General features: G+C 65.5%; 18 protein-coding genes. 12 read left to right on the top strand and 6 right to left on the bottom strand.

From position 1 onward, the window contains the following. Nucleotides 1–5: 5 nt before the first annotated feature. The 6 genes from ACTJKH_RS05935 (at nt 6) to ACTJKH_RS05910 (ending at nt 8,594) form a co-directional block, all read left to right on the top strand. The gene (locus tag ACTJKH_RS05935; protein WP_440736124.1) at nt 6–1,787 is read left to right on the top strand and encodes an ABC transporter ATP-binding protein; all 1,782 of its coding nucleotides are present in this window, start codon (nt 6–8) and stop codon (nt 1,785–1,787) included. Further along, complete coding sequence (locus ACTJKH_RS05930; protein WP_440736123.1) at nt 1,784–2,866, top strand: glycosyltransferase; 1,083 nt, start codon at nt 1,784–1,786, stop codon at nt 2,864–2,866. The genes ACTJKH_RS05935 and ACTJKH_RS05930 overlap by 4 nt, the downstream gene beginning before the upstream one ends. Beyond that, entirely contained in the window at nt 2,863–4,047 is a 1,185-nt protein-coding gene (locus ACTJKH_RS05925) for a glycosyltransferase (protein ID WP_440736122.1), read from the top strand. The genes ACTJKH_RS05930 and ACTJKH_RS05925 overlap by 4 nt, the downstream gene beginning before the upstream one ends. Beyond that, a complete protein-coding gene (locus tag ACTJKH_RS05920) occupies nt 4,047–5,177 on the top strand; it encodes a glycosyltransferase family 1 protein (protein WP_440736121.1) in 1,131 nt (376 codons plus the stop codon). Before ACTJKH_RS05925 ends, ACTJKH_RS05920 begins: the two co-directional genes overlap by 1 nt. Before the next feature lie 344 nt (nt 5,178–5,521). Next, complete coding sequence (locus tag ACTJKH_RS05915; protein WP_440736120.1) at nt 5,522–6,367, top strand: glycosyltransferase; 846 nt, start codon at nt 5,522–5,524, stop codon at nt 6,365–6,367. Between the two features lie 31 nt (nt 6,368–6,398). Beyond that, entirely contained in the window at nt 6,399–8,594 is a 2,196-nt protein-coding gene (locus ACTJKH_RS05910; RefSeq protein WP_440736119.1) for a glycosyltransferase, read from the top strand. A gap of 16 nt (nt 8,595–8,610) precedes the next feature. Here ACTJKH_RS05910 and ACTJKH_RS05905 read toward each other — a convergent pair whose 3' ends face one another. Further along, nucleotides 8,611–10,044 (bottom strand): hypothetical protein, encoded by a 1,434-nt coding sequence (locus ACTJKH_RS05905; RefSeq protein ID WP_440736118.1) that lies wholly within the window; start codon nt 10,042–10,044, stop codon nt 8,611–8,613. 135 nt (nt 10,045–10,179) lie between these two features. On the opposite strand from ACTJKH_RS05905, the gene ACTJKH_RS05900 reads away from it, so the two are divergent. Genes ACTJKH_RS05900 through ACTJKH_RS05880 form a run of 5 tightly spaced genes read left to right on the top strand, consistent with a single transcriptional unit; the run spans nt 10,180 to nt 15,280 of the window. After that, on the top strand, nt 10,180–11,250 hold the full coding sequence (locus ACTJKH_RS05900; protein ID WP_440736117.1) for an acyltransferase: 1,071 nt from the start codon (nt 10,180–10,182) through the stop codon (nt 11,248–11,250). A 35-nt stretch (nt 11,251–11,285) separates the two neighbouring features. Further along, a complete protein-coding gene (locus ACTJKH_RS05895) occupies nt 11,286–12,581 on the top strand; it encodes a nucleotide sugar dehydrogenase (RefSeq protein WP_440736116.1) in 1,296 nt (431 codons plus the stop codon). Next, nucleotides 12,581–13,717: a UDP-galactopyranose mutase gene (gene glf / locus ACTJKH_RS05890; RefSeq protein ID WP_440736115.1), complete on the top strand. Its 1,137-nt coding sequence runs from the start codon at nt 12,581–12,583 to the stop codon at nt 13,715–13,717. The genes ACTJKH_RS05895 and glf overlap by 1 nt, the downstream gene beginning before the upstream one ends. 10 nt (nt 13,718–13,727) lie before the next feature. Beyond that, nucleotides 13,728–14,546, top strand: a complete 819-nt coding sequence (locus tag ACTJKH_RS05885; protein WP_440736114.1) for an ABC transporter permease — start codon at nt 13,728–13,730, stop codon at nt 14,544–14,546. Continuing rightward, the gene (locus ACTJKH_RS05880; RefSeq protein ID WP_440736113.1) at nt 14,546–15,280 is read left to right on the top strand and encodes an ABC transporter ATP-binding protein; all 735 of its coding nucleotides are present in this window, start codon (nt 14,546–14,548) and stop codon (nt 15,278–15,280) included. The genes ACTJKH_RS05885 and ACTJKH_RS05880 overlap by 1 nt, the downstream gene beginning before the upstream one ends. An 83-nt stretch (nt 15,281–15,363) precedes the next feature. On the opposite strand, the gene ACTJKH_RS05875 is transcribed toward ACTJKH_RS05880, so the two are convergent. The 3 genes from ACTJKH_RS05875 to ACTJKH_RS05865 are packed head-to-tail and all read right to left on the bottom strand — an operon-like array spanning nt 15,364 to nt 18,837. Then, nucleotides 15,364–15,963 (bottom strand): hypothetical protein, encoded by a 600-nt coding sequence (locus ACTJKH_RS05875; protein WP_440736112.1) that lies wholly within the window; start codon nt 15,961–15,963, stop codon nt 15,364–15,366. 4 nt (nt 15,964–15,967) lie between these two features. Beyond that, entirely contained in the window at nt 15,968–16,930 is a 963-nt protein-coding gene (locus ACTJKH_RS05870) for a glycosyltransferase family 2 protein (RefSeq protein ID WP_440736111.1), read from the bottom strand. Further along, on the bottom strand, nt 16,927–18,837 hold the full coding sequence (locus ACTJKH_RS05865) for a glycosyltransferase (protein WP_440736110.1): 1,911 nt from the start codon (nt 18,835–18,837) through the stop codon (nt 16,927–16,929). Before ACTJKH_RS05865 ends, ACTJKH_RS05870 begins: the two co-directional genes overlap by 4 nt. 148 nt (nt 18,838–18,985) lie before the next feature. On the opposite strand from ACTJKH_RS05865, the gene galE reads away from it, so the two are divergent. Next, complete coding sequence (galE, locus tag ACTJKH_RS05860) at nt 18,986–19,978, top strand: UDP-glucose 4-epimerase GalE (protein WP_440736109.1); 993 nt, start codon at nt 18,986–18,988, stop codon at nt 19,976–19,978. On the opposite strand, the gene ACTJKH_RS05855 is transcribed toward galE, so the two are convergent. Together ACTJKH_RS05855 and ACTJKH_RS05850 are read right to left on the bottom strand one after the other, a co-directional pair. Beyond that, the gene (locus ACTJKH_RS05855) at nt 19,975–21,273 is read right to left on the bottom strand and encodes an O-antigen ligase family protein (protein WP_440736108.1); all 1,299 of its coding nucleotides are present in this window, start codon (nt 21,271–21,273) and stop codon (nt 19,975–19,977) included. The two genes, galE and ACTJKH_RS05855, sit on opposite strands and share 4 nt — an antisense overlap. Then, a complete protein-coding gene (locus ACTJKH_RS05850; RefSeq protein ID WP_440736107.1) occupies nt 21,270–22,685 on the bottom strand; it encodes an O-antigen ligase family protein in 1,416 nt (471 codons plus the stop codon). The genes ACTJKH_RS05855 and ACTJKH_RS05850 overlap by 4 nt, the downstream gene beginning before the upstream one ends. Nucleotides 22,686–22,760 lie beyond the last annotated feature (75 nt).

Below are 22,760 nucleotides of genomic sequence, written 5' to 3'. Positions count from 1 at the left end.
AGCAGATGAAGCTCATATGGAGCACGCTGCGATCGATCGTGCCATTGCTGCCGCCGCGCGCACAAAGGTTCCTCTGGATGTACGTGATCGTCTCGTGCGCGCTCTCGCTGCTCGACGTGGTCGCGCTGATGATGCTCGCCGTCTCTGTCACATCGATGGTCCAGTCGTCGGACGTGACCTTGCCGGTGATCGGTACCATTACCAGCGACGGCTACGTCTGGATCATCCTCACCGTGTCGCTTCTGATCATCACGAAGTCCGCATTGGCCGTGACTCTGCAGTGGTTCGCGACCCGTCGATTCGCCACCTTCGAATTGGAGATCGGCGACCGACTCTTCGACGCCTACATCCGCGCCCCGTGGACGGAGCGCCTGAAGCGGAACACCTCGCAGTTAGTTCGCCTCGCCGATGTCGGCATCGCGAACGTCACCTCCGGCTTCCTTCTGCCGGTGCTGGGACTCCCACAGCTGTTGTGCACCTCGGCTGCGGTGATCGCCGTGCTGGTCGTGGCCGAGCCGCTGACCGCGTTGATCACGATGGTGTACCTCGGCCTGATCGCCATGATCCTGTACTTCTGGATGTCGCGAAAGTCCGTCGAAGCCGGGCGAGTGAACCGGGACTACTCGTTCAAGGTCGCGTCGCTCATGACAGACATGGTGGCGGCACTCAAAGAGATCACGCTTCGCAACATGGCTCCGGATGTGGCCAAGGTCGTACACGACAATCGCATCCACACCACGCGGGCGAGGGCCAACATCGGCTTCCTCGGCACGTTCCCTCGTTTCGTCCTCGACTCCGCGCTGATCGGCGGCTTTCTGCTCGTCGGAGGCTTCGCGATGGTCGTCGGCGGACCGGCACAGGCCATCTCGGCGGTTGCTCTCTTCGGCGTGGCTGGCTTCCGCCTCGTCCCCTCGCTGACGGGTTTCCAGGCCGTGCTCACCCAGGCGACGTCGAACGTCCCCCACGTCCGGGCGGTGATCAGCGACATCAACGCGGCGGAGGGCTACATCGCCAGGGCAGAACGGATCGGTCACGAACCTCTCGACGGCGAGCCGGAGCGACTCGTCCTCGAGAACGTCGCCTTCACCTATCCGGGCGGAGAGGTCCCCGCACTCAGCGGCGTGAACCTGAACCTGCCGATGGGGAGCACGCTCGCCCTGGTGGGGTCTTCCGGAGCCGGAAAGTCGACATTGGTCGATCTGATCCTCGGACTCCTTGAGCCGACAGAGGGATCCGTCCGTCTGGACGATCAGAATCTGCACGATGTGATGGCGGCGTGGCGATCGAAGGTGGGCTACGTCCCGCAGGACGTTGCGCTGTTCGACGGATCGATCGCGCAGAACGTGGCGCTGTCATGGACGTCGGAGCTGGATCGCGACCGCGTCGAGGATGCGCTGCGGCGCGCACAACTCTGGGAGGTCGTCGGTGCACGGCCCGGCGGCATGGATGCGAGAGTCGGCGATCGAGGCATGTCGTTGTCCGGGGGTCAGCGCCAGCGTCTCGGAATAGCGAGAGCTCTCTACAGCGACCCTCTCGTCCTCGTCCTCGATGAGGCGACGAGTGCACTGGACACGAAGACCGAGGCCGACGTCACCGATGCGATCCAGAAGCTCCGTGGCGACGTCACGCTCATCTCCGTCGCGCATCGTCTTGCGACCGTTCGCGACCACGACCAGATCTGCTTCATGCGCGACGGCGGCATCGCCGCTGTCGGCAAGTTCGACGAAGTCGTCGCGGCCGTGCCCGAGTTCGCCGTCCAAGCACGCCTTGCAGGTCTCGTGAGATGACACGGCTCCTGGATGTCGTGATCGCCGTCCATAACCCTCAGCGGCCGATCTCGCGGGCGGTTCGCTCGTTGTTGGATTCTGCGGGGTCGAACGATGTGCGTGTGACAGTGGTGTGTCACGGGGTGTCGATCGAGGCGATTCAGGACGCTGTGGGTGAGGCGGAGGGTGCTCGACTTCGATACCTCGCATTCGCTGACGGTGTTCCCAGCCCTGCGGGCCCCTTCAATTTCGGTATGCGTGCCGCCTCTGCCGAGTACGTCACCATCATGGGGTCCGATGACTATATCGAGGAGGGAGCACTCGAAGCCTGGACGAGGTATTTGCGCGCTGAGCTGCCTGACATCGCATTGGTGCCCTTGCGCCATCAGCGCGGTGAGAGACTGCTGAACCCGATGGCTCGACCGGGGCGGACTCGAGACCTCGACGCAGTGCGCGATCGACTGTTCTACCGAACCGCCCCGCTCGCGCTGATCCGACGCGAGGTGCTGGCCTCGACGGGGGCCGTCTTGGCTGAGGGACTGCGCACCGGCGATGACATCGAGATGACCGCGAGGTTGTGGACCAGCGACGTGCGCATCGATCTCATGCGCGATCTCCCCTGCTATGTGATCGGTTCCGATGCCGAAGATCGTGTCACTCTTGCCCCCATGCCGCCGTCCGAGCAGCTGGCTGCTGTCACCGACCTGCTCGGCTCCGAGTGGTGGGCGTCGCTACCGACCCGCGAGCTGATTTCGCTGGGGGTCAAGCTGCTGCGTATCCACGTGCTGGACGCTTTGCTCGCTCGCCCTGCTGTCACGGACTGGGACCCGGCTGGAATGCTCGTTGTGTCGAACGTGGTCAGACGGATTGCAGACACAGCCCCGCGCGCGTTCGCGCCGCTCTCGGTCGCGGATCGCCGGTTGCTCGACGCATCGATGACGTCGTCCTCTCCCGAAGAGCTCGTGCGCGCCATCTCTTCCCGTCGTGCGGCGTCCCGGTGGGAAGTCGTGCGCCCGACTAATCTTCTGAAGGCAGCCGACCGAGAAGCCGTTCCCGTTCGCTATCTTCATTACCTGCTGGAGAATTGGAGAAGACAATGACCGCGTCCCCACGACACGACGCCACGGTCGAGCCTGCGGGATCTGGACGGAAACCGACGCTGCTCATACTCTCGTTCTCACCGATTCGGCGCGACGCGCGAGTACTCAAGCAGGTCGAGCTGTTCGCGGAAATCTATGACGTGGTCACCTGCGGCTATGAGGAGTCGCCGTCGGAGCGCGTCGAACATGTGGAGCTACCGAGTGACGCGCGTGTCGATAACCCATACGGGCGATTCGTGTCATTGCGTCAGTACCGGCTCGCTTACTGGCGCCTGGCAGGTGTTCGCGCTGCGTGGCAAGCTCTACGCCACCGCCGTTTCGACGCGGTGATCGCGAACGACGTGCAGGCAGTACCCCTTGCGCTCCGGCTGCGGCCGAGCGGGGGAGTCCTCGCCGATCTGCACGAGTACTGGCCGCGGCTCCACGAAGAGAACCCTTCGTGGATGCGGTGGATCTCGCCGTACTACCGATGGATCTGCCGGAGGTACGTGACCAAGGCCGCGGCCGCCTCGACGGTCAGTAGCGGGCTGGCGCAAGAGTATGGCCGGGAGTTTGGCTTCCATCCTGCGCTGGTCACGAATGCCGCACCTTTCGCTTCCCTCGAGCCTTCTGATGTGTCTGAGCCGATACGCCTCGTCCACAGCGGTGCGGGGCTGCGCAACCGAGATCTCGGACTCATGATCGATGCAGTGGGAGCGAGTACGGCCAACGTGACCCTCGACCTCTACCTGACTCCCAACCACCCGGACTATCTCGACGAATTGAGGGCGAAGGCCGAGGTCACCGGCAAGGTGCAAGTCTGCGATCCTGTCCCGTACGCCGAACTCGTCGCCACCCTGAACAGCTACGACGTGGGCCTGTTCGTTCTTCCGCCCGCGAACTTCAGCTATCGGCATGCACTGCCGAACAAGTTCTTCGACTTCGTCCAAGCGCGGTTGGGAGTGATCGTCGGGCCCTCTCCCGAGCTGGAGCCCTATGTGCGCAAGCACGGCATCGGGCTGGTGACCGCGGAATCCGATGCTGCCTCCCTCGCCGCACGTATCGACTCGCTGACCGCTGAGAACGTTGCGCGGTTCAAGCGCAACGCATCATCGAGTGCTCGTCAGTTGTCGGCGGAGGAGTCGATGGGTCCGTGGAAGGAGGCCGTGGCGACCCTGGTCTCGAAGGCCGATCGTCCCTGATGCGTTCGCTCTTGATCCTCGCGTTCTCGGACATCTCGGCCGATGCTCGAGTGCGCAAGCAAGTGGAGGCCTTCGCCGGGCGATTCCACGTGACGACATGCGGCTATGGTCCGTCGCCGCAAGGTGCGGACAGGCATATCGCCCTCCCGGAGGGCACGGAGGTCTGGAGGTACTCTCGTCGGCTCCTCCTCACCCGACGGTACGCTCGTGCTTATCGTGAGAACCGGGCGATCGTCGCGGCTCGTGAGCTGCTGGAGCCCGAGAACTTCGATGTGATCATCGCGAACGATGTGGACACCGTCCCGTTGGCCTTGTCGCTCAAGCCGGCGCATGGGGTGCACGCTGATCTGCACGAGTTCGCACCATCGCAGAAGAGCGAGATGCTGCGGTGGCGACTTTTCGTCGCGCCGTTCTTCGCCTGGATCTGTCGGCGCCATGTCACGCGCGCGCGGAGCGTCACCACTGTGGCAGCGGGGATAGCGGCGGAGTATCGGCGTCGGTTCGGAATCACCGCCCAGGTGGTGACCAATGCGACGCCTCGCGCTGACCTCGTGCCGACGCCTCCGCATCAACCGCTCGCCCTCGTCCACAGTGGTGCGTGCTTCCGCAACCGACACCTCGATCTCATGCTCGACGCGGTGCAGCGGTCCACGGCCGCGCTGACCCTGGACCTCTATCTGACTCCCAACGATCCCGTCTACCTGGACGAGTTGCGGCAGCGGGCGAGTCGGACCTCGAACGTCCGGATCCATGACGCCGTCCCGTACGAGGAACTAGTCGCAACCCTGAACCAGTACGATGTGGGAGTGTTCGTGCTGCCGCCGGTGAACGCGAACTACCGGTGGGCGCTTCCGAACAAGCTGTTCGACTTCGTTCAGGCGCGACTGGGTGTGGTGATCGGTCCCAGTCCCGAGATGGCCGCGATCGTGCGCACGTACGGATTGGGAGTCGTATCCGACGACTTCTCGGCAGCATCCCTCACGCGTATCCTCGACACCATGACCGCGGCCGACGTCCACGCGTTCAAACATGCGGCCGACCACACCGCCCTGTCGCTCTCGGCAGAAGAGCAGCAGCGAATCTGGGTCGAGGCGATCGATCGGATGGTCGAGTCGGGGACTGCGTCGTGAGAAGGCTGGTTCTTCTGACGAATGAATACCCGTTCGATTACGGGGACACCGCGTTCGTGGAGCGGGAGATCGACGCGCTCGCGCAAGCCTTCGATGAGGTGCATGTCTTCAACTGCGCCCGTCGGACAACGTCCAGCGTGCGCATGCCCGCAGGCGTGACGTATCGGGGGAACCTCTATCCTTCGCGTCGACGCGAGATGCTCCTCGCTGTGCTGTCGCCGCGCCGACTGCGGATAGCGGCTCGCGCCTGGGCGCGAGAGCGTCGGTCAGGAGTCCGTTTCGCCATGTTCGGGGGGTTCGCGGCCGCATGCGCGCGGGGGATGCGCATGGCGGCGGGGCGACAGATGCGCAAATCATTTGACGATCCGGCCGAGATCACCCTGTACTCGTTCTGGGGACTCGGAGGCGGCTTGGCGGTGCCGTGGTTGGTAGATGACGCACGCCGCAGCTTCGTTCGAGTGCATCGCTACGACCTGTATGAGTTGCCCGGATACCTCCCCTTCAGGGCGCATCTCTACTCGAGCATCGACGGAGTCCTTGCGGTGTCAACTCACGCGCGTGACTACATAGCCGAGCGGCACCCGGATGCGCACATCATCGTCAGTCGGTTGGGCACCTCTGACCCGGGAAGCATCCCCGAGTCTCGGCGAGACGACCGCCCGCCCCTTGTCGTCAGCTGCTCGCACGTCATTCCTGTGAAGCGGGTGGAGCGGATCCTCGACGCGGTTTCAGCGGTCGGACAGGAGATGGATGTCCGATGGGTACACTTCGGCGGTGGGACAGACCTTCCCGAACTGACGAGCAAGGTGCGAGCCGTGGGTGTCGATGTAGATCTTCGCGGTCAGACCCCGCACGAGGAAGTCATCGAGTTCTACAGACGGGAGTACGTCGACGCGTTCATCAATCTCAGCGAGTCCGAGGGTGTTCCTGTGTCGATCATGGAAGCGATGTCGTTCAACATTCCGATCGTCGCCACCGACGTCGGCGGCACCGGGGAGATCGTCACTGCACAGGCGGGACGCTTGGTCGGTCCGAGCGCGACGACCGAGGAGGTGGCGACGACGGTGTCCGAGGTGCTGAGGCTCAGAGAGAGCTTCCGAAGCAGAGAGGTGTGGGCGCAGCGCTGTGATTCTGACCGCAACAGTCGCGCGACCGCCAGGGTGCTCCGAGGCCTCAGTGGTGCGGAGTAGGCGTTCCCGGCCCTCTGATAGCGTCGGGAGCATGCGCGTGCTCGTGGTGACGACCTGGTTTCCCAGTCCGCGCTCGCCGGGCGCAGGGTCATTCGTCGCAGATGACGTGCGACTGCTCGCCCAGTCGCATCTGGTGACAGTCCTCCATCTCATCCCTCCCGCGGATGCCGGATCAGCGCCCGAAAGCGAAGTCGTGGACGGGGTGCGAATCGTGCGGCTCAAGATGTCGCCATCGCGCCCGTGGCAGCTGGTGCAGGCATCTCGGCTGATCCGCAGAATGCTGAAGGACATGGATCTCCTGCACTCCATGGCGCTTTCCGCGGTTCTGCCGATTTCGCTGTTACGCGTGTCCGTGCCCTGGGTCCACACCGAACACTGGTCCGGTCTGCTGGCGCCCGAGTCGGTTCCGCCTCTGATGCGGGTGACACTGCCGATCACCGAACGCGGACTCGCGCGCCCGGACCGAGTCGTCGCGGTGAGCGGTGTACTCGCCGGTCGGATCGCTCAAGTGCGTTCCGACGCGGTCCAGGTCATACCCAACCACGTCTCGGTGCCGAAGCGTCTGTCGCCGGATCTGCACAGCGGACCGCACGTCCGGCTCGTCGCAGTCGGCAACCTGGTTCCCGGGAAGGGGCCGATTCTCGCCATTCAGACCCTCGCGGAACTGCGTCGACGCCGAATCGACGCCTCGCTGGACTGGGTAGGAGACGGTCCGCTCCGGGAATCGGTGCTGGTGGAAGCCGCAGGGGCGGGGGTTGGGGAGCATGTGACGTTCTCCGGGTCGGTGCCGAAGGCAAGCGTCTCCGAGCACCTGCAGCGCGCAGACGCATTCCTCCTGCCGACCGAGTCGGAGACATTCGGGATCGCGATCGCCGAAGCTCTCGTCGCGGGGACGCCCGTCGTCGTCGGCGCCCGCGGGGGCCACACCGAGTTCGTCGACGAACCGGACGGGATCCTCGTAGGGGAGCGGACGCCGCAGGCGTTCGCCGATGCGGTCGAACGTATCCTCGCACTCAACCGCGGCCGTTCGAGGAAAGAGATCGGTGCCCAGGCGCGTGAGACGTTCTCGGATGAGTCTCGCGCACGCGGATATGCATCAGCCTACGGGGCCGCCGCTGGAGTGGAGAGCGACTTCGACGGTCCCGTCGTCGATGTCATCATCGCCGTTCATCAGCTCTCGCGACCCATTCGGAGGGCGGTCGGTTCGGTTCTGCAGAACGAGGTGGCGCTTCGAGTGACCGTCGTGTGTCACAACATTGCGTCCACGGCCATCGCGGAGCGCCTCGGAGACCTCGCGGGTGACCCCAGAGTGCGTCTCCTGGAGCTGCACGATGGACTTCCCCGGCCTGCAGGCCCATTCAACGAGGGGCTCGACCATGCTGAGGGGCTCTTCACCTCGGTGATGGGCTCGGACGATGAACTCGAGCGAGGGGCCATCGACTCCTGGGTCGCGGTGGCTCGTCGCGATGGCGCTGACGTTGTGATCCCTCGGATGGCACGTGCGGGCGGCGGCGTGACACCGACGCCGCCCACCAGGCCTGCGCGATCGAGGCGGCTCGATCTGGTCAAAGATCGCCTGTCATACCGCAGTGCGCCGCTGGGACTCATCTCCCGCGAGGTTTTCGGCGAGCTCCGGTTGGACACCGCGGTGGCGACAGGCGAGGACGTCCAGTACGTGACCGCAGTCTGGGCACAGGCATCCAGGGTGTCCAGGAGCCGAGGGCCCGCCTATCTCGTCCATACGGATGCGGAGTCACGGACCTCGCTCACACCGAGGCCGGTGGAAGAGGATCTCCGCTTCGTGCACCGGCTCCTGGGTTCCACCGTATTTCGCTCGTTGACGCCGCGACAGCGTGACTCGGTGGTGACGAAGATCCTCCGAGTCAACGTCATCGGGGCGGTGCACAACCGCCGTGAATCGGAGTGGAGTCCGAAAGATCGGGCGCAGCTCGCCGCGACGATCGCTGCGCTTCGGTCTGCCTCGCCGCACGCGGAACGGCCGCTGCCGTTGGTGGACCGGCGGCTGCTCGATCTGGCGGCCCTCCCTGATTCGCCTTCCGCAGATCTCGCTCGCATGGCGCATCGGCGAACGAATCGCGCTCGGCCGGGCTCCCTTGTCGCGCGAGGAATCCGACCCACGCTGCATCGAGAAGGCGGTCTCCGGATGAGTGCCGCCTCGGTGCTCGCGGGATTCTCGCTGTCGAGACTCATGGGCCGATGGCGCTGAGATCGATTGCCGAAGCCTAGAAGCGAGCGAAGTCGAGGAACCTCGCCACGCCAGCAGGTTGCCAGACAGAATCGGCGAGCGAGCGGTCGACCCCAGTGGGTGGTCGGATGAACCCCTGTATGGCGGCAGCCACATGCGACAGCTCACGATCGATGCGGGTGGGGAAGATGTCGGTCGACGCATAGTGCTCTGCGAGGACTGAGTCCAGCACAGCCGTGTGGCATCCATACGCCAGGGCTTCGAAGAGCATCGTGCTCGAGAATCCGATGACGGCGCGGCTCTGAGACAGGGCCTCGCCCCCGTCCACCGAGAGATCGAGCGTGATACCTTCGCGCGACAGCACGGCGGCATGTCGGTGGGCAGCGGTCGCCCGTTCGACCGGATGTGGGCGCAATACGAGGTTCCAGTCGGCAGGCAGGGCTCCGCGAACCGCGAGGAGGGCACTGTCGACGAGGTCGTGCTCGAAGTTGCTCGAGACGAACATGACGTTCTGGGGGCGCTCATCCCAAGGGCGGACCTCTAGGGCAGTCCGATCGAGGGTGGGCTTGCCGATCGGCACGAACCGCCCCGGGAAGCGGATGTCTCGGCCCCAATACTCCCCGTACCCGAGGAGGGTGTCCGGCAGGCAGCGCACCATGTCGGGCTCTCGCATCGCCGCGCCGAAGTTATAGGCAGCATGACTGCTGCCGATCCATCCGTGCTGAAGTTCGGCGACCTCGACACCGCGCTCGTGAGCGAGGGCGATCTCGGTTGCTCGATTGCCGTACGCGGCCGTCTGCATGTAGACGCGTCTGGGGCATACGCGGTCGAGCAGACGACCGAACTCGTCTCGAGCGTGGCGCGCGCGGTCAGCACGGCCGAGGGCGTCCTGGATCGCCCGTTCTCTTCCGGCCGAGGTGACTCTGAAATCCACGAGGTCGAAGATCTCCCTGAGAACTCGTTCGAGGTGGTCACGGTCTTGCGGGCGAAGGGGGCGTCGTGCGGTCTTCCGGATGATCCGCTCGTTTGCGAGCGCATACGTGTATGTGGAGCGGTTGATGGGGCGCTGGTCATCGCGGCTGAGGACGTCGAGATACGCGTCCTGTGCCACGACGGAGGATGCCCCGAGGGCTTGCGAGAAGTCGTCGGCGAGCCAGTTCCGGTAGCCACCTTCGCCGCGCATCTTCGTCCATCCCGAAACCACGAAGAGATGATCCGCCTGCGGTGCGTGGCGGGTCGTGTACCGATTGGGCACTGCACGCCTCGCGGCGATCGCGGTGCGCTGGAGCGCGGAGGCGCGCTGATAGGTCGGCAGCGTGGTGCCGATGTCGGTCTCCGCGATCGCGCGTGAGAACGGCCAACGCGCAAGGGGCCAGATCGGCATCTCGAGCCCCGGGATGCGTTCGAACAGAACGTCCGGAGAGGCATCCTCCACATCGAGCAAGGCGCGCATGCCAGCGGTTTCGGTCACGGATGCTCCAGGTGTCTGAGCGCGGTTAAACCGGCGCTGCGCGAGTGTCGGCTCCCGATTCTATCCATCGAGATCCGCGGGCCCCGGCATGTGTGGAGCTGAGCTTCAGGTGGCGAGCGCCTTTATGATGAGCGGATGCCCGATCGCGTTTCTGAGCAGCACACCCGACGATGGTCGCTCGATGTTCTTCGCGTCATCTCGATAGTCGGGGTCATCGCGATCCATGTGTTCGGAAACATGGTGGGGAACGCCGATGTCTCCGGCAGCGCGCGGTGGTGGGTCGCGGTGACGATCGACCTGGGATTCGTCTGGGTCGTGCCGGTGTTCGTCATGATCAGCGGAGCCCTGCTGCTCGAACCCCGCCAGTTCCAACGCGGACCAGCTGACTTCTACAGGCGACGTTTGTTGCGGTTGGGGCCGGCCTTCGTGTTCTGGCCCCTTTTCTACGTCTTCGTGGTGCATCCGGCAGTGACCGGACAACCGGGAAACCTGCGCAGCTTCGTGCTCGGGGTCGTAGACGGGCGCAGCTACACGCACCTCTACTTTCTATGGCTCATCGTCGGACTGTACGTCGTCGCGCCTGTCTTCGCGGCATTCCTGCGCGAGGGGGGAACGCGGCGCGCGTACGTCTTCGCCGGCGCCGTCCTCGCTGTGACTGTTGCAGCCCTGATCTCGTCGAACATCCTGACAGTGGCGGGGTATGACCGCTCCTCCTCTCAGACCGCAGTGACGCAGTGGGTGCCGTACGTGGGATTCTTCCTGGCAGGGTGGGCACTGCGCGACCTCGTTCTGCGGGGGTGGAGGCTCGCGGTGGTCGGAGTCGTCACAGTCGCTGCAATCGGCCTCATCATCGTGCAGTACGGCACCCGCGGCAACTCGGCCTACCTGGATGCTCTCCTTCCGGTGAGCTACTACGGGCCAGTCGTCGCGGTCGCCGCGCTGGGCTGCTACATCACCGTGAACGGGGCTCTCGCCGGATGGCAGCCGGGGCGCGGGGCGAGCATCCTCCGCTCCCTCTCCGATGCCTCCTTCGGAGTCTTCCTCGTCCACTTCGCGGTCATGCTCGCCGTCCGCGCAATACCGGCGCTGTCGGACACGGCCACATCCCTGCCCTCCACGTTCGCCGTCTGGGCGGCCGTGACGGTGTTGTCGTTCGTGTTCGTCATACTCGCTCGAAAGGTGCCGGGTGTGCGTCGGCTGGTGTAGCGAACGCACATTTCGTGCCCCGTAGACTGGACACCATGCGTATCGCTGTCGTGGCCCTCGGAAAGATCGGGCTCCCTCTCGCCGTCCAATTCGCCTCCTCTGGTCACGATGTCATCGGCGTCGACGTCAATCAGAAGGCGGTTGACACCATCAACGCCGCACAGGAGCCCTTCCCCGGAGAGGCGCACCTGCAGGAACGCCTCGAGGAATTGATCCCCGCAGGTCGCCTGCGCGCCACCACCGACTACGCCGAGGCGATCCCCGATGCGGACGCCGTCGTGCTCGTCGCTCCCGTCTTCGTGAACGACGAGACGTGGGAGCCCGACTTCAAGTACATGGACGCAGCGACGAAGTCGCTCGCCGAGCACCTGACGCCCGGCACGCTCGTCTCCTACGAGACCACGCTGCCCGTCGGTACCACGCGCAACCGCTGGAAGCCGATGCTCGAGGAGGGATCGGGCCTGAAGGAGGGGGAGGACTTCTTCCTCGCCTACTCGCCGGAGCGCGTGCTCACCGGCCGCGTGTTCGCCGACCTCCGCAAGTACCCGAAGCTCATCGGCGCGCTCTCCGACGAGGGCAACCGTCGCGCTCGTGAGTTCTACGAAGCTGTCCTGCAGTTCGACGAGCGACCGGATCTCGCGAAGCCCAACGGCGTCTGGGACCTCGGCAGCACCGAGGCATCCGAGATGGCGAAGCTCGCCGAGACGACCTACCGCGACGTCAACATCGGTCTCGCGAACCAGTTCGGCCTCTTCGCCGCATCGCACGGCATCGACGTCTACAAGGTGATCGACGCCTGCAACTCGCAGCCGTACAGCCACATCCACCGCCCTGGCATCGCCGTCGGCGGACACTGCATCCCCGTGTACCCGCGCCTGTACCTGTCGACCGACCCCGACGCCGACATCGTTCGCGTCGCTCGTCAGCTCAACGCGTCGATGCCCGAGCGGCTCGTCGCGCAGGCCGAGGGGATCCTCGGCGACCTCAGCGGTCAGCGCGCCGTCGTGCTCGGCGCCGCCTACCGCGGCGGAGTCAAGGAGACGGCGTTCTCCGGTGTCTTCCCGACCGTGAAGGCCCTCAAGGACCGGGGCGCAGACGTCGTCGTGCACGACCCGCTCTACACCGATGAGGAGCTCCGCGGCCTCGGCTTCGAGCCCTACGAGATCGGCGGCGCGGTCGACATCGCGATCCTGCAGACCGATCACGCCGACTACAAGGAGCTCACCCCCGCGCAGCTGCCCGGGATCAAGCTCCTCGTCGACGGTCGTGCGGCGACCGATGCCGCTCTCTGGGCGGGTACCCCCCGCATCGTCGTCGGAACGGCCGCCTGATGGATCTCCTCGTCGTCGGCTCGGGCTTCTTCGGCCTCACCATCGCAGAACGGGCCGCGAACGCCGGCCGCAAGGTCACGGTCATCGACCGTCGTCACCACATCGGCGGCAACGCGTACAGCGAGGCGGAGCCGGAGACCGGGATCGAGGTGCACCGCTACGGCGCGCACCTCTTCCACACCTCCAACGCCACGGTGTGGGAGTACGTCAACCGTTTCACCTCGTTCACGAACTACGTGCACCGGGTCTACACCACTCACAAGGGCACGGTGTTCCCGATGCCGGTGAACCTCGGCACGATCAACCAGTTCTTCCAGTCGGCGTACACGCCCGACCAGGCCCGTGCCCTCGTGCGCGAGCAGGCGGGCGAGTTCGACGTGAAGTCGGCGGCGAACTTCGAGGAGAAGGGCATCGCCCTCGTCGGCCGCCCCCTGTTCGAGGCGTTCTTCCGCGACTACACGGCGAAGCAGTGGCAGACCGACCCGCAGAAGCTGTCGGGTGACATCATCAGCCGCCTGCCCGTGCGGTACACGTACGACAACCGCTACTTCAACGACACGTGGGAAGGGCTGCCGACGGACGGCTACACCGCATGGCTCGAGCGGATGGCTGATCACCCGAACATCGAGGTGAAGCTCAACGTCGACTACTTCGACGAGTCGCAGCCGCTGAACAAGAAGGCGACCGTCGGGCAGCTGCCTGTCGTGTACACCGGGCCGGTGGATCGCTACTTCGACTACAACGAGGGCTCACTGAGCTGGCGCACTCTCGACTTCGAGCAGGAAGTGCTGAACATCGGCGACTTCCAGGGCACGAGCGTGATGAACTACCCGGACATGGACGTGCCCTACACGCGCATCCACGAGTTCAAGCACTTCCACCCGGAGCGCAAGGACGTCTACGAGTCCGACAAGACGGTCATCATGCGCGAATTCTCGCGCTTCGCCAACCGTGAGGACGAGCCGTACTACCCGGTGAACACCCCGAGCGACCGTGATGGCCTGCTGGCCTACCGTGAGCTCGCGAAGGGTGAGAAGGACGTGCACTTCGGCGGCCGTCTCGGGACGTACCAGTACCTCGACATGCACATGGCGATCGGCTCGGCGCTGTCGCTGTGGAACAACTCGCTCTCGTAGACTCGACACTGTGAGTCACGCTGCTGTCGGGGCGCCCGGGACGCCCCGGCGCTATCTGCATTCCCTGTGGCTTCTGTCTGCCCGGGACCTGAAGGTCCGGTACTCGACGAGCCTCCTGGGATATGTGTGGTCGGTGCTCGATCCGCTCGTGATGAGCGCGATCTACTGGTTCGTCTTCACGCAGATCTTCCACCGCGACGTGGGCGAGGAACCGTACATCGTGTTCCTCATCAGCGCGCTGCTGCCGTGGGTGTGGTTCAACTCCTCGGTGTCCGATTTCACCCGCGCCTTCAAGAAGGACGCCAGGCTCGTCCGTTCCACCGCGATTCCCCGATCGATCTGGGTCAACCGCATCGTGCTGAGCAAGGGCATGGAGTACCTGTTCTCCCTGCCCGTTCTCGCAGCGTTCGTCGTGATCAACCTGTTCGTCGAGCAGAATCCGGATTTCCGCGTTGAGGTCGGCTGGGGCATCCTCTGGATGCCGGTGGCGATGGTCCTGCAGACCGTCCTGCTCGTCGGACTGGGCCTTCTCGTGGCGCCGTTGTGCGTGCTCTACGTCGACCTCGAGCGGACGACCGCGCTGATCCTGCGTGCGATGTTCTACGCCACCCCGATCATTTACAACGTCACAGACCTGCCCGGTATGTTCCAGACGCTCGGCGCGTTCAACCCGTTGGCGGGGATCTTCATGCTCTATCGGATGCCGTTCTTCCCCGACCAGTGGAACCACTTCACGCTGCTGGTCAGCGTCGGGATGACCCTCGCGATCCTCGCCCTCGGAATCTGGGTGTTCCGCGCGATGGAGCGATCCGTGCTGAAGGAGCTGTGATGCCGGTCGCGATCGAGGTCAAGGGACTCGGAGTGCGTTTCCGACGCAATCGTCGAGGTCAGCGCAGCTTCAAGGACCTGTTCGCCGGGGCATCCCGCCGTTCTCGACCCGGTGAGTTCTGGGCACTGCGCGACGTCTCTTTCTCGGTGGAGCAGGGTGAGTCGATCGGCGTCGTCGGTCGCAACGGACAGGGCAAGTCCACCCTGCTGCGTCTCGTCGCGAAGGTGCTGCTGTCCGACGAAGGCACCGTGACCGTCAACGGAGGGGTCGCTCCGCTGATCGAGATCACGGGAGGCTTCGTCGGCGATCTGACGGTGCGCGAGAACGTGCGACTGACCGCCGGCCTCCACGGCATGTCCCGGGACGAGGTCTCGCGCCGGTACGACGACATCATCGCCTTCGCGGAGCTCGCCGGTTTCGAGGACACCCCGTACAAGCACCTGTCGAACGGTATGAAGGTGCGTCTGGCGTTCTCGGTGGTGTCGCAGCTCGACGAGCCGATCCTTCTTGTCGACGAGGTGCTCGCAGTGGGCGACAAGGCGTTCCGCGACAAGTGCTACAAACGCATCGACGAACTGCTCTCCGAGGGTCGCACGCTGTTCTTCGTCAGTCACAACGAGCGTGACCTGCGGCGCTTCTGCACGCGCGGTCTGTATCTCGACAAGGGCGCCCTCGTGCTCGACGCGCCTATCGCCGACGTCCTCGACCGATACAACGCCGACTACAACTCATAGTCGCCCGCGCGCTGCGTCTCGAGTAGGCGGCCGCACGCCGCGCCTCGAGCTCACCTGCGATCAGCGTCCCGAGGGTCTGCGGCTCAGAGGCCGATGAGGTCGTTGAGGGACTGCAGCGCAGTGCGCGCGTCCTGCAGGGCGACAGCGCTGTCGGACCCGCCGGCGAGCGCGGTGCGCAGGTCGGTGAGCCTCTGCGAGTAGGCGATCAGCCCGTCGCTCCATGCAGCGCTGATCGATGACGGGGGAGGTGTGTCCGCCATCCGCTGAGCATCCTGCTGCAGCGTATCGACCACGGACGCCGCGTCCTGGGAGCTGGACCCGGCCACGATGTCGAGACCCTGCGCCGCATCCTGGAGGGGCGGCCCTACTCGGGTGCGGAAGGCCTCGACGGTGGGGTCGACGACCGGGGGAGCCTCGGTCTGTGCGGGTGGCTGAGGCGTCGCTTCCGTGGGTGTGGGCGACGGCGTCGGGGCGGAAGACCCCGTCGGGGACGCTGACGGCGAGGGCGTGCTGCTCGCGGCGGGATCCGGCGAGTCTCCGCGGGGGAGGAACAGGAAGAACAGCACGCCGATGATCGCGAGGGCGGCGACGGTGAGGCCGACGATCAGCCAGATACGCCCGGTGTTGCTCGGCTTGGGAGGAAGCGGTGCCCAGCGGAGCTCGGGCTGCTGCTCGTCGGTCATCGCGTCATGCCTCCAGGGGTGCCATCGGCTGCCAGGAGCGGTCGCGGCCGATCCGGCCGCCCTCCTTGAGCCCGCGGAACAGGTTGCTGGTGCCGCGTACGGTGCGCTCGACGAAGAAGAGTCGGATGATCTCCTTGGCGAATGTCATCGCCGTGCCCAGGCCGAACAGAACCGGGTTGTAGTTGTCATGCACCCGGTAGTACTGCTTGATGTAGGCCCGATTGCGCATGATGTAGAAACGGTAGGCGTTGCTCGAGGCGTTCATGTGGCGGATGCCCATGTCCCACTGCTTGATCTCGCGCGTGCGCCGGAGCACGAACTCATCCACGATGACCGCTGTGGTCTTGCGCGAGGCGAGCCAGCCGTACATCTGGTCATCCCAGTAGATGAAGAACCGGGGGTCGGGCAGTCCGATCTGCGTCACGATCGACCGGTGGATGAACATGCCCTCGAAGCATCCGCTGTTCATCTCCTTGTAGCCCGACGAGTCGAAACCGGACGGTGCGAAGGGGATGGGGATGCCCATGCGCTCGGCGATCCTGTACTGCCAGTAGAACTCGCTGCCGTCGTAGTCGTACCGGCGTCCCTGGATGCTCTTGAAGCGGGGCGCCCACTTGCCCATCTTGGCCAGACCGTCGGGGACGACCTCGACGTCGTCGTCCATCATCCAGATCCAGTCGGAGCCGAGTTCGTACGCGGTGCGCATCCCCTCGCTGAAACCTCCGGAGCCACCGGTGTTCGTCTCGAGTCGTCGGTAGACGAGATCGGTGCCCAGACGGGGTCGGAAGGACTCGACGACCTCGGTGGTGTCATCGGCCGACGCGTTGTCGATGACGACGACGTGCCCGGGCTTCGGTGACATCGAGCTGATGCTCTCGAGCAGGCCCGTCAACAGGTGCGACCTGTTGTAGGTCACGATGACGATGCTCGCCGATGCCGGATCGAATGCAGCGGGCGCCGCGCTCATGCCTTCTCCTCGAAGATCTTCTGCCAGGATGCGGGGGCCGTCAGCTCGGGGAGCGCCTCGCGGTACTGCCGCTGGAGTTCGGGCCAGCGGCGTCGCAGCTGCGCGTGCAGGCGGATGGTGTCGCGGAGCATCCGGCGGTACTTGACTCGGTCACGGGTGTAGACGTTCTTGCCTGAGCCATCCGCAGCGCTGACGAGCGCGCTGTCGAAGGAGGGGACGCGCCACCAGTGCGCGTCGTCCTTGCCGAACTCGACCTCGGGCTGAGCGATGTTCGCAGGATCCGGGCTGTGCAGCCAGTGGGCAACCAGGGTGGAGAGGGTGAACCAGCGGAGCTTGAGGCCCTTGGGACTGTCGTAATCGTTCTTCGAGAGGCGCTTGTACACCTGGCGTCCGCGTCGAGCGTGGAGCACGGTCGAAGGGTCCCGATGGACCACGGTCTCGGGGTACTCGGCCGCGAGCGCACGCGCGGCCGGCATCGAGGTGGCGAGATTCTTGCGCATGTGGCCGGGGCCGGACAGCACGTCCCTCAATGCCTGTGCGCGCAGGGCGACGGGGTAGTACTGCATCATCATGAGGTGCTTGAGGTCGACGCGGCGGCTGTGCGTCAGCAGTCGCCCTCCGCGAGGCGCGTTCGAGTGCAGCAGGCCCGCGACGATGCGATTGCGGGCGTGGAAATACGCCTGCCAGTCGATCGTGTCGTCCTTGTTGACCCACGAGACGTGCCACAGCGCGACGCCCGGCATCGACACCGTGGGGAAGCCTGCTTCACCGGCGCGGAGGCAGAACTCCGCGTCGTCCCACTTGATGAACGCGGGCAGCGACAGGCCCACCTCGCGGATCGCGTCGAGCGGGATCAGGCACATCCACCACCCGTTGTAGTCGGAGTCCATGCGCATGTGCAGCAGAGGCGACTGGCGCAGGTTGGCGACGCCGAAGTCGTGCGGCATCTTCTCCTGGTAGAGGTTGCGCCACATGAAGGGGTGCTCGTCGACCACCTCGGCCCAGCCGTGCAGCTTGGGGCGGTCGAGAAGGTCGAACATGTGCCCGCCCACGAGGACGGGAGTGGTGGCGTACCGGCCGAAGACGATCGAGCGGCGCAGGGACTCGGGCTCGAGACGCACGTCATCGTCGAGCAGCTGCACGAAGTCGCTCTCGGGGCGCTGCAGGGTCTCGTGCATCGCCCGGGCGAAACCGCCGGAGCCGCCGAGGTTGGCCTGACGGATCACCTCGAGCGTGTCACCCAGCTGCTCGGAGACCTCCGTGAAGCCGTCCTGGTCGGCGACCAGCTGAGTGCCCTGGTCGACCAGGAAGATCCGGTCGACGAACTCCAGCGCGTCGGGGGAGGAGGCGAGAGCGCGGAGCGTCTCGACGCAGTAGTCCGGCTTGTTGTATGTGGTGATGCCGAGGGATGCCTTGCCCAGGCGGGCGGGCTCCTGCTCGGTGGTCCACTCGGCCCCTTCGAGGACCGCGTGCTTCTCGTCGGCGACGATGTCGAACCAGATCCAGCCGCCGTCGCTGTACTGGGTCAGGTCGAGGTCGAACGACGTGGATGCCTCGCCCGTGACCTCCTGGGTCGCGACGCGCTGGCGGATGCCGCTGCCGTTCGAGCGGTAGACCAGCACAGTCGCCGGCCCGGTCGTCCGAACCGTCAGGCGCACCTGGCGGACGCTCGTCCAATGCTGCCAGTACGAGGCGGGGAAGGCGTTGAAGTATGTGCCGAGCGAGACCCGTCGACCCGCGACGATGCGTGCGCGGTGGCGCCCGAGGATGTTTCCCAGGTGCGCACGGTTGGAGACGCGCACGGGTTCCTCTTCGATGACGGACCAGGTCTCGGGGTCTGCATACAGCGGCAGGAGGTCGGGGTCGCGATCGAGAGGGAAGACGACGTTCTGCAGGACATGTGTCACTGGGTAATCTCCGGAGGTAGTGCGCCGACCGGCAACTCAGTAGAGCGGCCGGTGGACTCGACGAGCAGAGAGTAGCCTACCTCTCGAGACCTTCGGATATTCGGAGCGCCTGCCGGAGCGCCCCGACACGGTGGCTAAACTGACCGCGATGAAGGTACTTATCACCGGCGGCGCCGGCTATATTGGCTCGACCATCGCGACGGCGTGCATTGAAGCCGGGATCGACGTGGTAATTCTCGACGACCTCTCCACCGGGGTGCAGGCGTTCTGCGAAGGACGACGCCTTTACGTCGGTGACATCGCCGATGGTGCGACCCTCGATCGACTTCTGGGCGACCATCCCGACATCGATGCGGTCGTGCACTGCGCGGCGCGCATCGTGGTCCCTGAATCGGTCGATGACCCGCTTGGCTACTACGGCGCGAATGTGGGCAAGACGATCCTCCTGCTTCAGCGTCTGCGCGACGCCGGCATCTCGAGGATCGTCTTCAGCTCGTCTGCAGCGGTCTATGCGGGCGAGAGCGGCACCGGCGTGGACGAGTCAGGGGCTCTGGCGCCTTCGAGCCCCTACGCGATGAGCAAGGCGATGGCGGAGACGATCCTGGAGGATGCCGCGACCGCGGGCGACCTGCGCTCCATCGCACTGCGTTATTTCAATCCTGTCGGTGCGGACCCTCGGATGCGCACCGGTCCCCAAAACCCCACACCTTCTCACGTCCTGGGCAAGATCATGCAGGCGCACGCCGAGGGGCGACCGTTCTCGATCACCGGCACGGACTGGCCGACGCGTGATGGCTCCGGTGTCCGCGACTATGTGCACGTGTGGGATCTAGCCCTCGCGCACGTCGCCGCCGTCCAGAAGTTCGACGAGGTCGCCACGGCCGACACCCCTTATCGCGTGATTAACCTCGGGACAGGTGAAGGAGTGACGGTGCGTGAACTCATCAACTCCTTCGAACGAGTCACGGGCGACATGGTCCCCGTGACCGAAGGGCCGCGTCGGCCGGGCGATCAGGCCGGTGCCTTCGCGATCGTCGATCTTGCCGGAGATCTTCTCGACTGGCGAGCAGAGCGCTCGGTAGAGGACGGTGTGCGGGACGCACTCAGGTGGGTGGACAAGCGACGCGACGTCGTCGGCTAGCGCTCGCTGCGCAGCGTCGGGATCGCTCCGGTGTGCGCGGCGTCCATGCTCTCGCGCCACGACCTCGTCTGGCCCGCGCGCAGGGCGCACAGCACGAGCATGAACCAGCCGGCGCCGACGATCGTGAAGCTCTCGAACATCGACTCCACGGCGAGTGTCACCAGCATGAGCGGGGTCCATGCGTACACGACGGAACGGCGGACACTCGCGACGAGCCAGGAGCGCACGGTGGCGATGCCGCCGAACAGCAGGAAGAGCACGAGACCCGCCGTGCCGAGCTGCAGCAGGACGTCGAAGTACGCGTTGAGCGCGCTCTGGTGGTGATCGTCGAGCAGGAAGTTGATGTAGGTGAACGGGTACTCGCCTCGAGCCCAGGAACCGAACCAGCCCCAACCCTCGATCGGCTTGAGTGCGACGAAGTCGAGGATGGTGTTCCACAGCGTCGCCCTGATCGAGAAGTCGGAGCCCGCATCGAGCAGCGCGATGATCACATGGCGCAGAGCGAACGCCGCGGCTAGTGCGAGCGCGACGAGGACCCCTAGCACCCATTGCACGATCGTCCGCCGCTCCGCCGGTGCATGTCGCACGATCGCGAGGGCGGTCGCCACGACGGCGACGGCGGCCGCCAGCACGAGGACGGTCGGGGATGCGGACAGAAAGGCGAGCAGGGTCGCGAGCGCGATGGACGGCACGGCGATGCGGACGTTCAGCGACTGCGAACGCCACTCGACGACGAAGGTGATCAGGGCGATCACGGTGACGAAGCCGAGCATGTTGCGGCTGCCGAAGATTCCCTGCACCGGGCCGCCGTCGGCCAGCCGACCCTGGATGCCGAGGAAGGTGAACGGCATGTCGAGCAGGACTCCGGAGAGGATCTCGAGTCCCAGCGACACGACCAGCAGGATCCTCAGTGTGTCGCCGAGCGCGCGGACCGTCTGCAACGTGTCGCGGATGTGTCCGACGGTGATCGCCAAGAAGGCGAAACCGAAGAGCTCGATCCAGCCGAAGACGGTGTCGGTCTTGTCCGTGGTCCACACGACGCTGACGGCCGCCCAGACGAGGAACGCCAGCAGCGACGACGGGGCGATGCGCAGCAGCGAGAGCTCCTCGCGCCGCACCCACAGGATGCAGGCACCCAGCGCACAGAGAGCCGCGATGACCGTCGAGAGGGTCACGGGTGACGCCGCGCGCTCGATCGTGAACGCGGCGAAGACCGCAGTCAGGACGGCGATCGTGTAGGCGCGGGCGAACTCGGCCGACCCGAGCAGATCCGTGAGACGTCGAGTCAGCGTCACGGAACCCGCCGTGCTCTCTCGCCGCGCTCGATCACGCGTTCCCGCTCCCCGACGCCGACGAGCGGCACGGCCTTGATCTTGAAGGACAGCAGGACGAGCAGCATCCAGCCCCAGAGCATGATGGGCGTCGACTCCGTGAGGCCCTGCACGAGCAGCACGATCGTGAAGAGACTGGGCAGCAGGGTGATCGGGGAGTACGAGCGATCGGCTTTGAGATCCCAGCGGGGCCGGTCGATGGCGAAGAACCATGAACGCCAGAGGAGGCTGAGGTACGCGAGCGCCATGATGATGACACCGACGACGCCGAGCTGCAGCAGCACGTCGAGCCACATGTTGTGCGCATGGAACACGGTGATGCCGTGATCGGTGATCCACCCGTCGAAAGCGGGATCGAACGGCACCCACGGACTCGAGAACCCGTTGCCGAAGATCGGATGCTGCGACGCGCGCTCGAGCACCTTGTCCCAGATCTTGTCGGACCGGCCGGTGAGGTCGGCGCTGCGGCCGAGCAGCGCGAAGAGCGGCTCACGCAGGAGCCACACGAGGGCACCCACGACCACCGCGCCGCCGATGAACACGACGTAGAGGCGCGTGCGTCCGCCCGGGGTCTTCGTCCGACGCATCAGCAGCGCGACGACGAGCACCACAGCTGCGGCCGCCGCGCACGCGTATGCGGTCGCCGAGCCCGCACGCAACAAAAAGTATGCGGCGAGCAGTGTCCACAACGCGAGCGTCGTACGCCAGCGAACGCGAGCGGCGAACAGCACGCCGAACGTGATGATCGCGAAGAGGCAGATGATGGCCAACAGGTTCGAGTTGCCCACGATGCCCTGGATGCGGCCGCCGTCGAGCAGATTGCCGCGCACCCAGTACCAGTGGGCGTTCGCCTCGCCCTCGGGGCGGACGAAGAAGTTCGGCAGGATCGGCGCATGGACCACGAGGGCCACCCAGAGCTCCATCGCCAGGGACAGGCCGAGGATCCACTTGAAGGCGGAGGCGAGCGCGCGCACGATCTCGTGCCATGTGAGCACATGCACGATGAAGAGGGCGTTCACGGTCACCGTGGCGAGCAGTACCCAGGTGACGATCGTGGCTCCGGGCCATTGCGACCATGCGATCGAGATCAGCGCGAGCACCGTGTACCCGGTCGCCGCCCAGGGGAGCCGTCGCCAGGCGAAGGCATTCGGGCGCTTGCGGGCGATCATCGGAACGCCGATCGCAAGGGTGGACAGCAGGAACGCGACGAGGGTGATCGCGGCGCCGATCTCGCCCAGGAGGTTGTACACCGCCGAGTGGGCGAAGGTCGCGAACAGCACGAGGATGATGTACCCGCGCAACAGAAGATGCCCCGTCGACTCGCGCTCGGGCGCTGTGGGCGGGGCGGCCACCGGATGCTTCGTGTAGTGCGCCATCGCGTTCAGGCTACCGCGCGCAGCGCGCACCGCACCTGAGCGCGAGGCGCTCGTCACGACGACTCTCCGCTACCA

Origin of the sequence: Microbacterium sp. 22215 (genome assembly GCF_052045655.1) — a bacterium.
Lineage (GTDB): Bacteria > Actinomycetota > Actinomycetes > Actinomycetales > Microbacteriaceae > Microbacterium > Microbacterium phyllosphaerae.
Note: the sequence above shows the minus strand (reverse complement) of the source record. Positions and strands in the feature narration are given on the sequence as shown.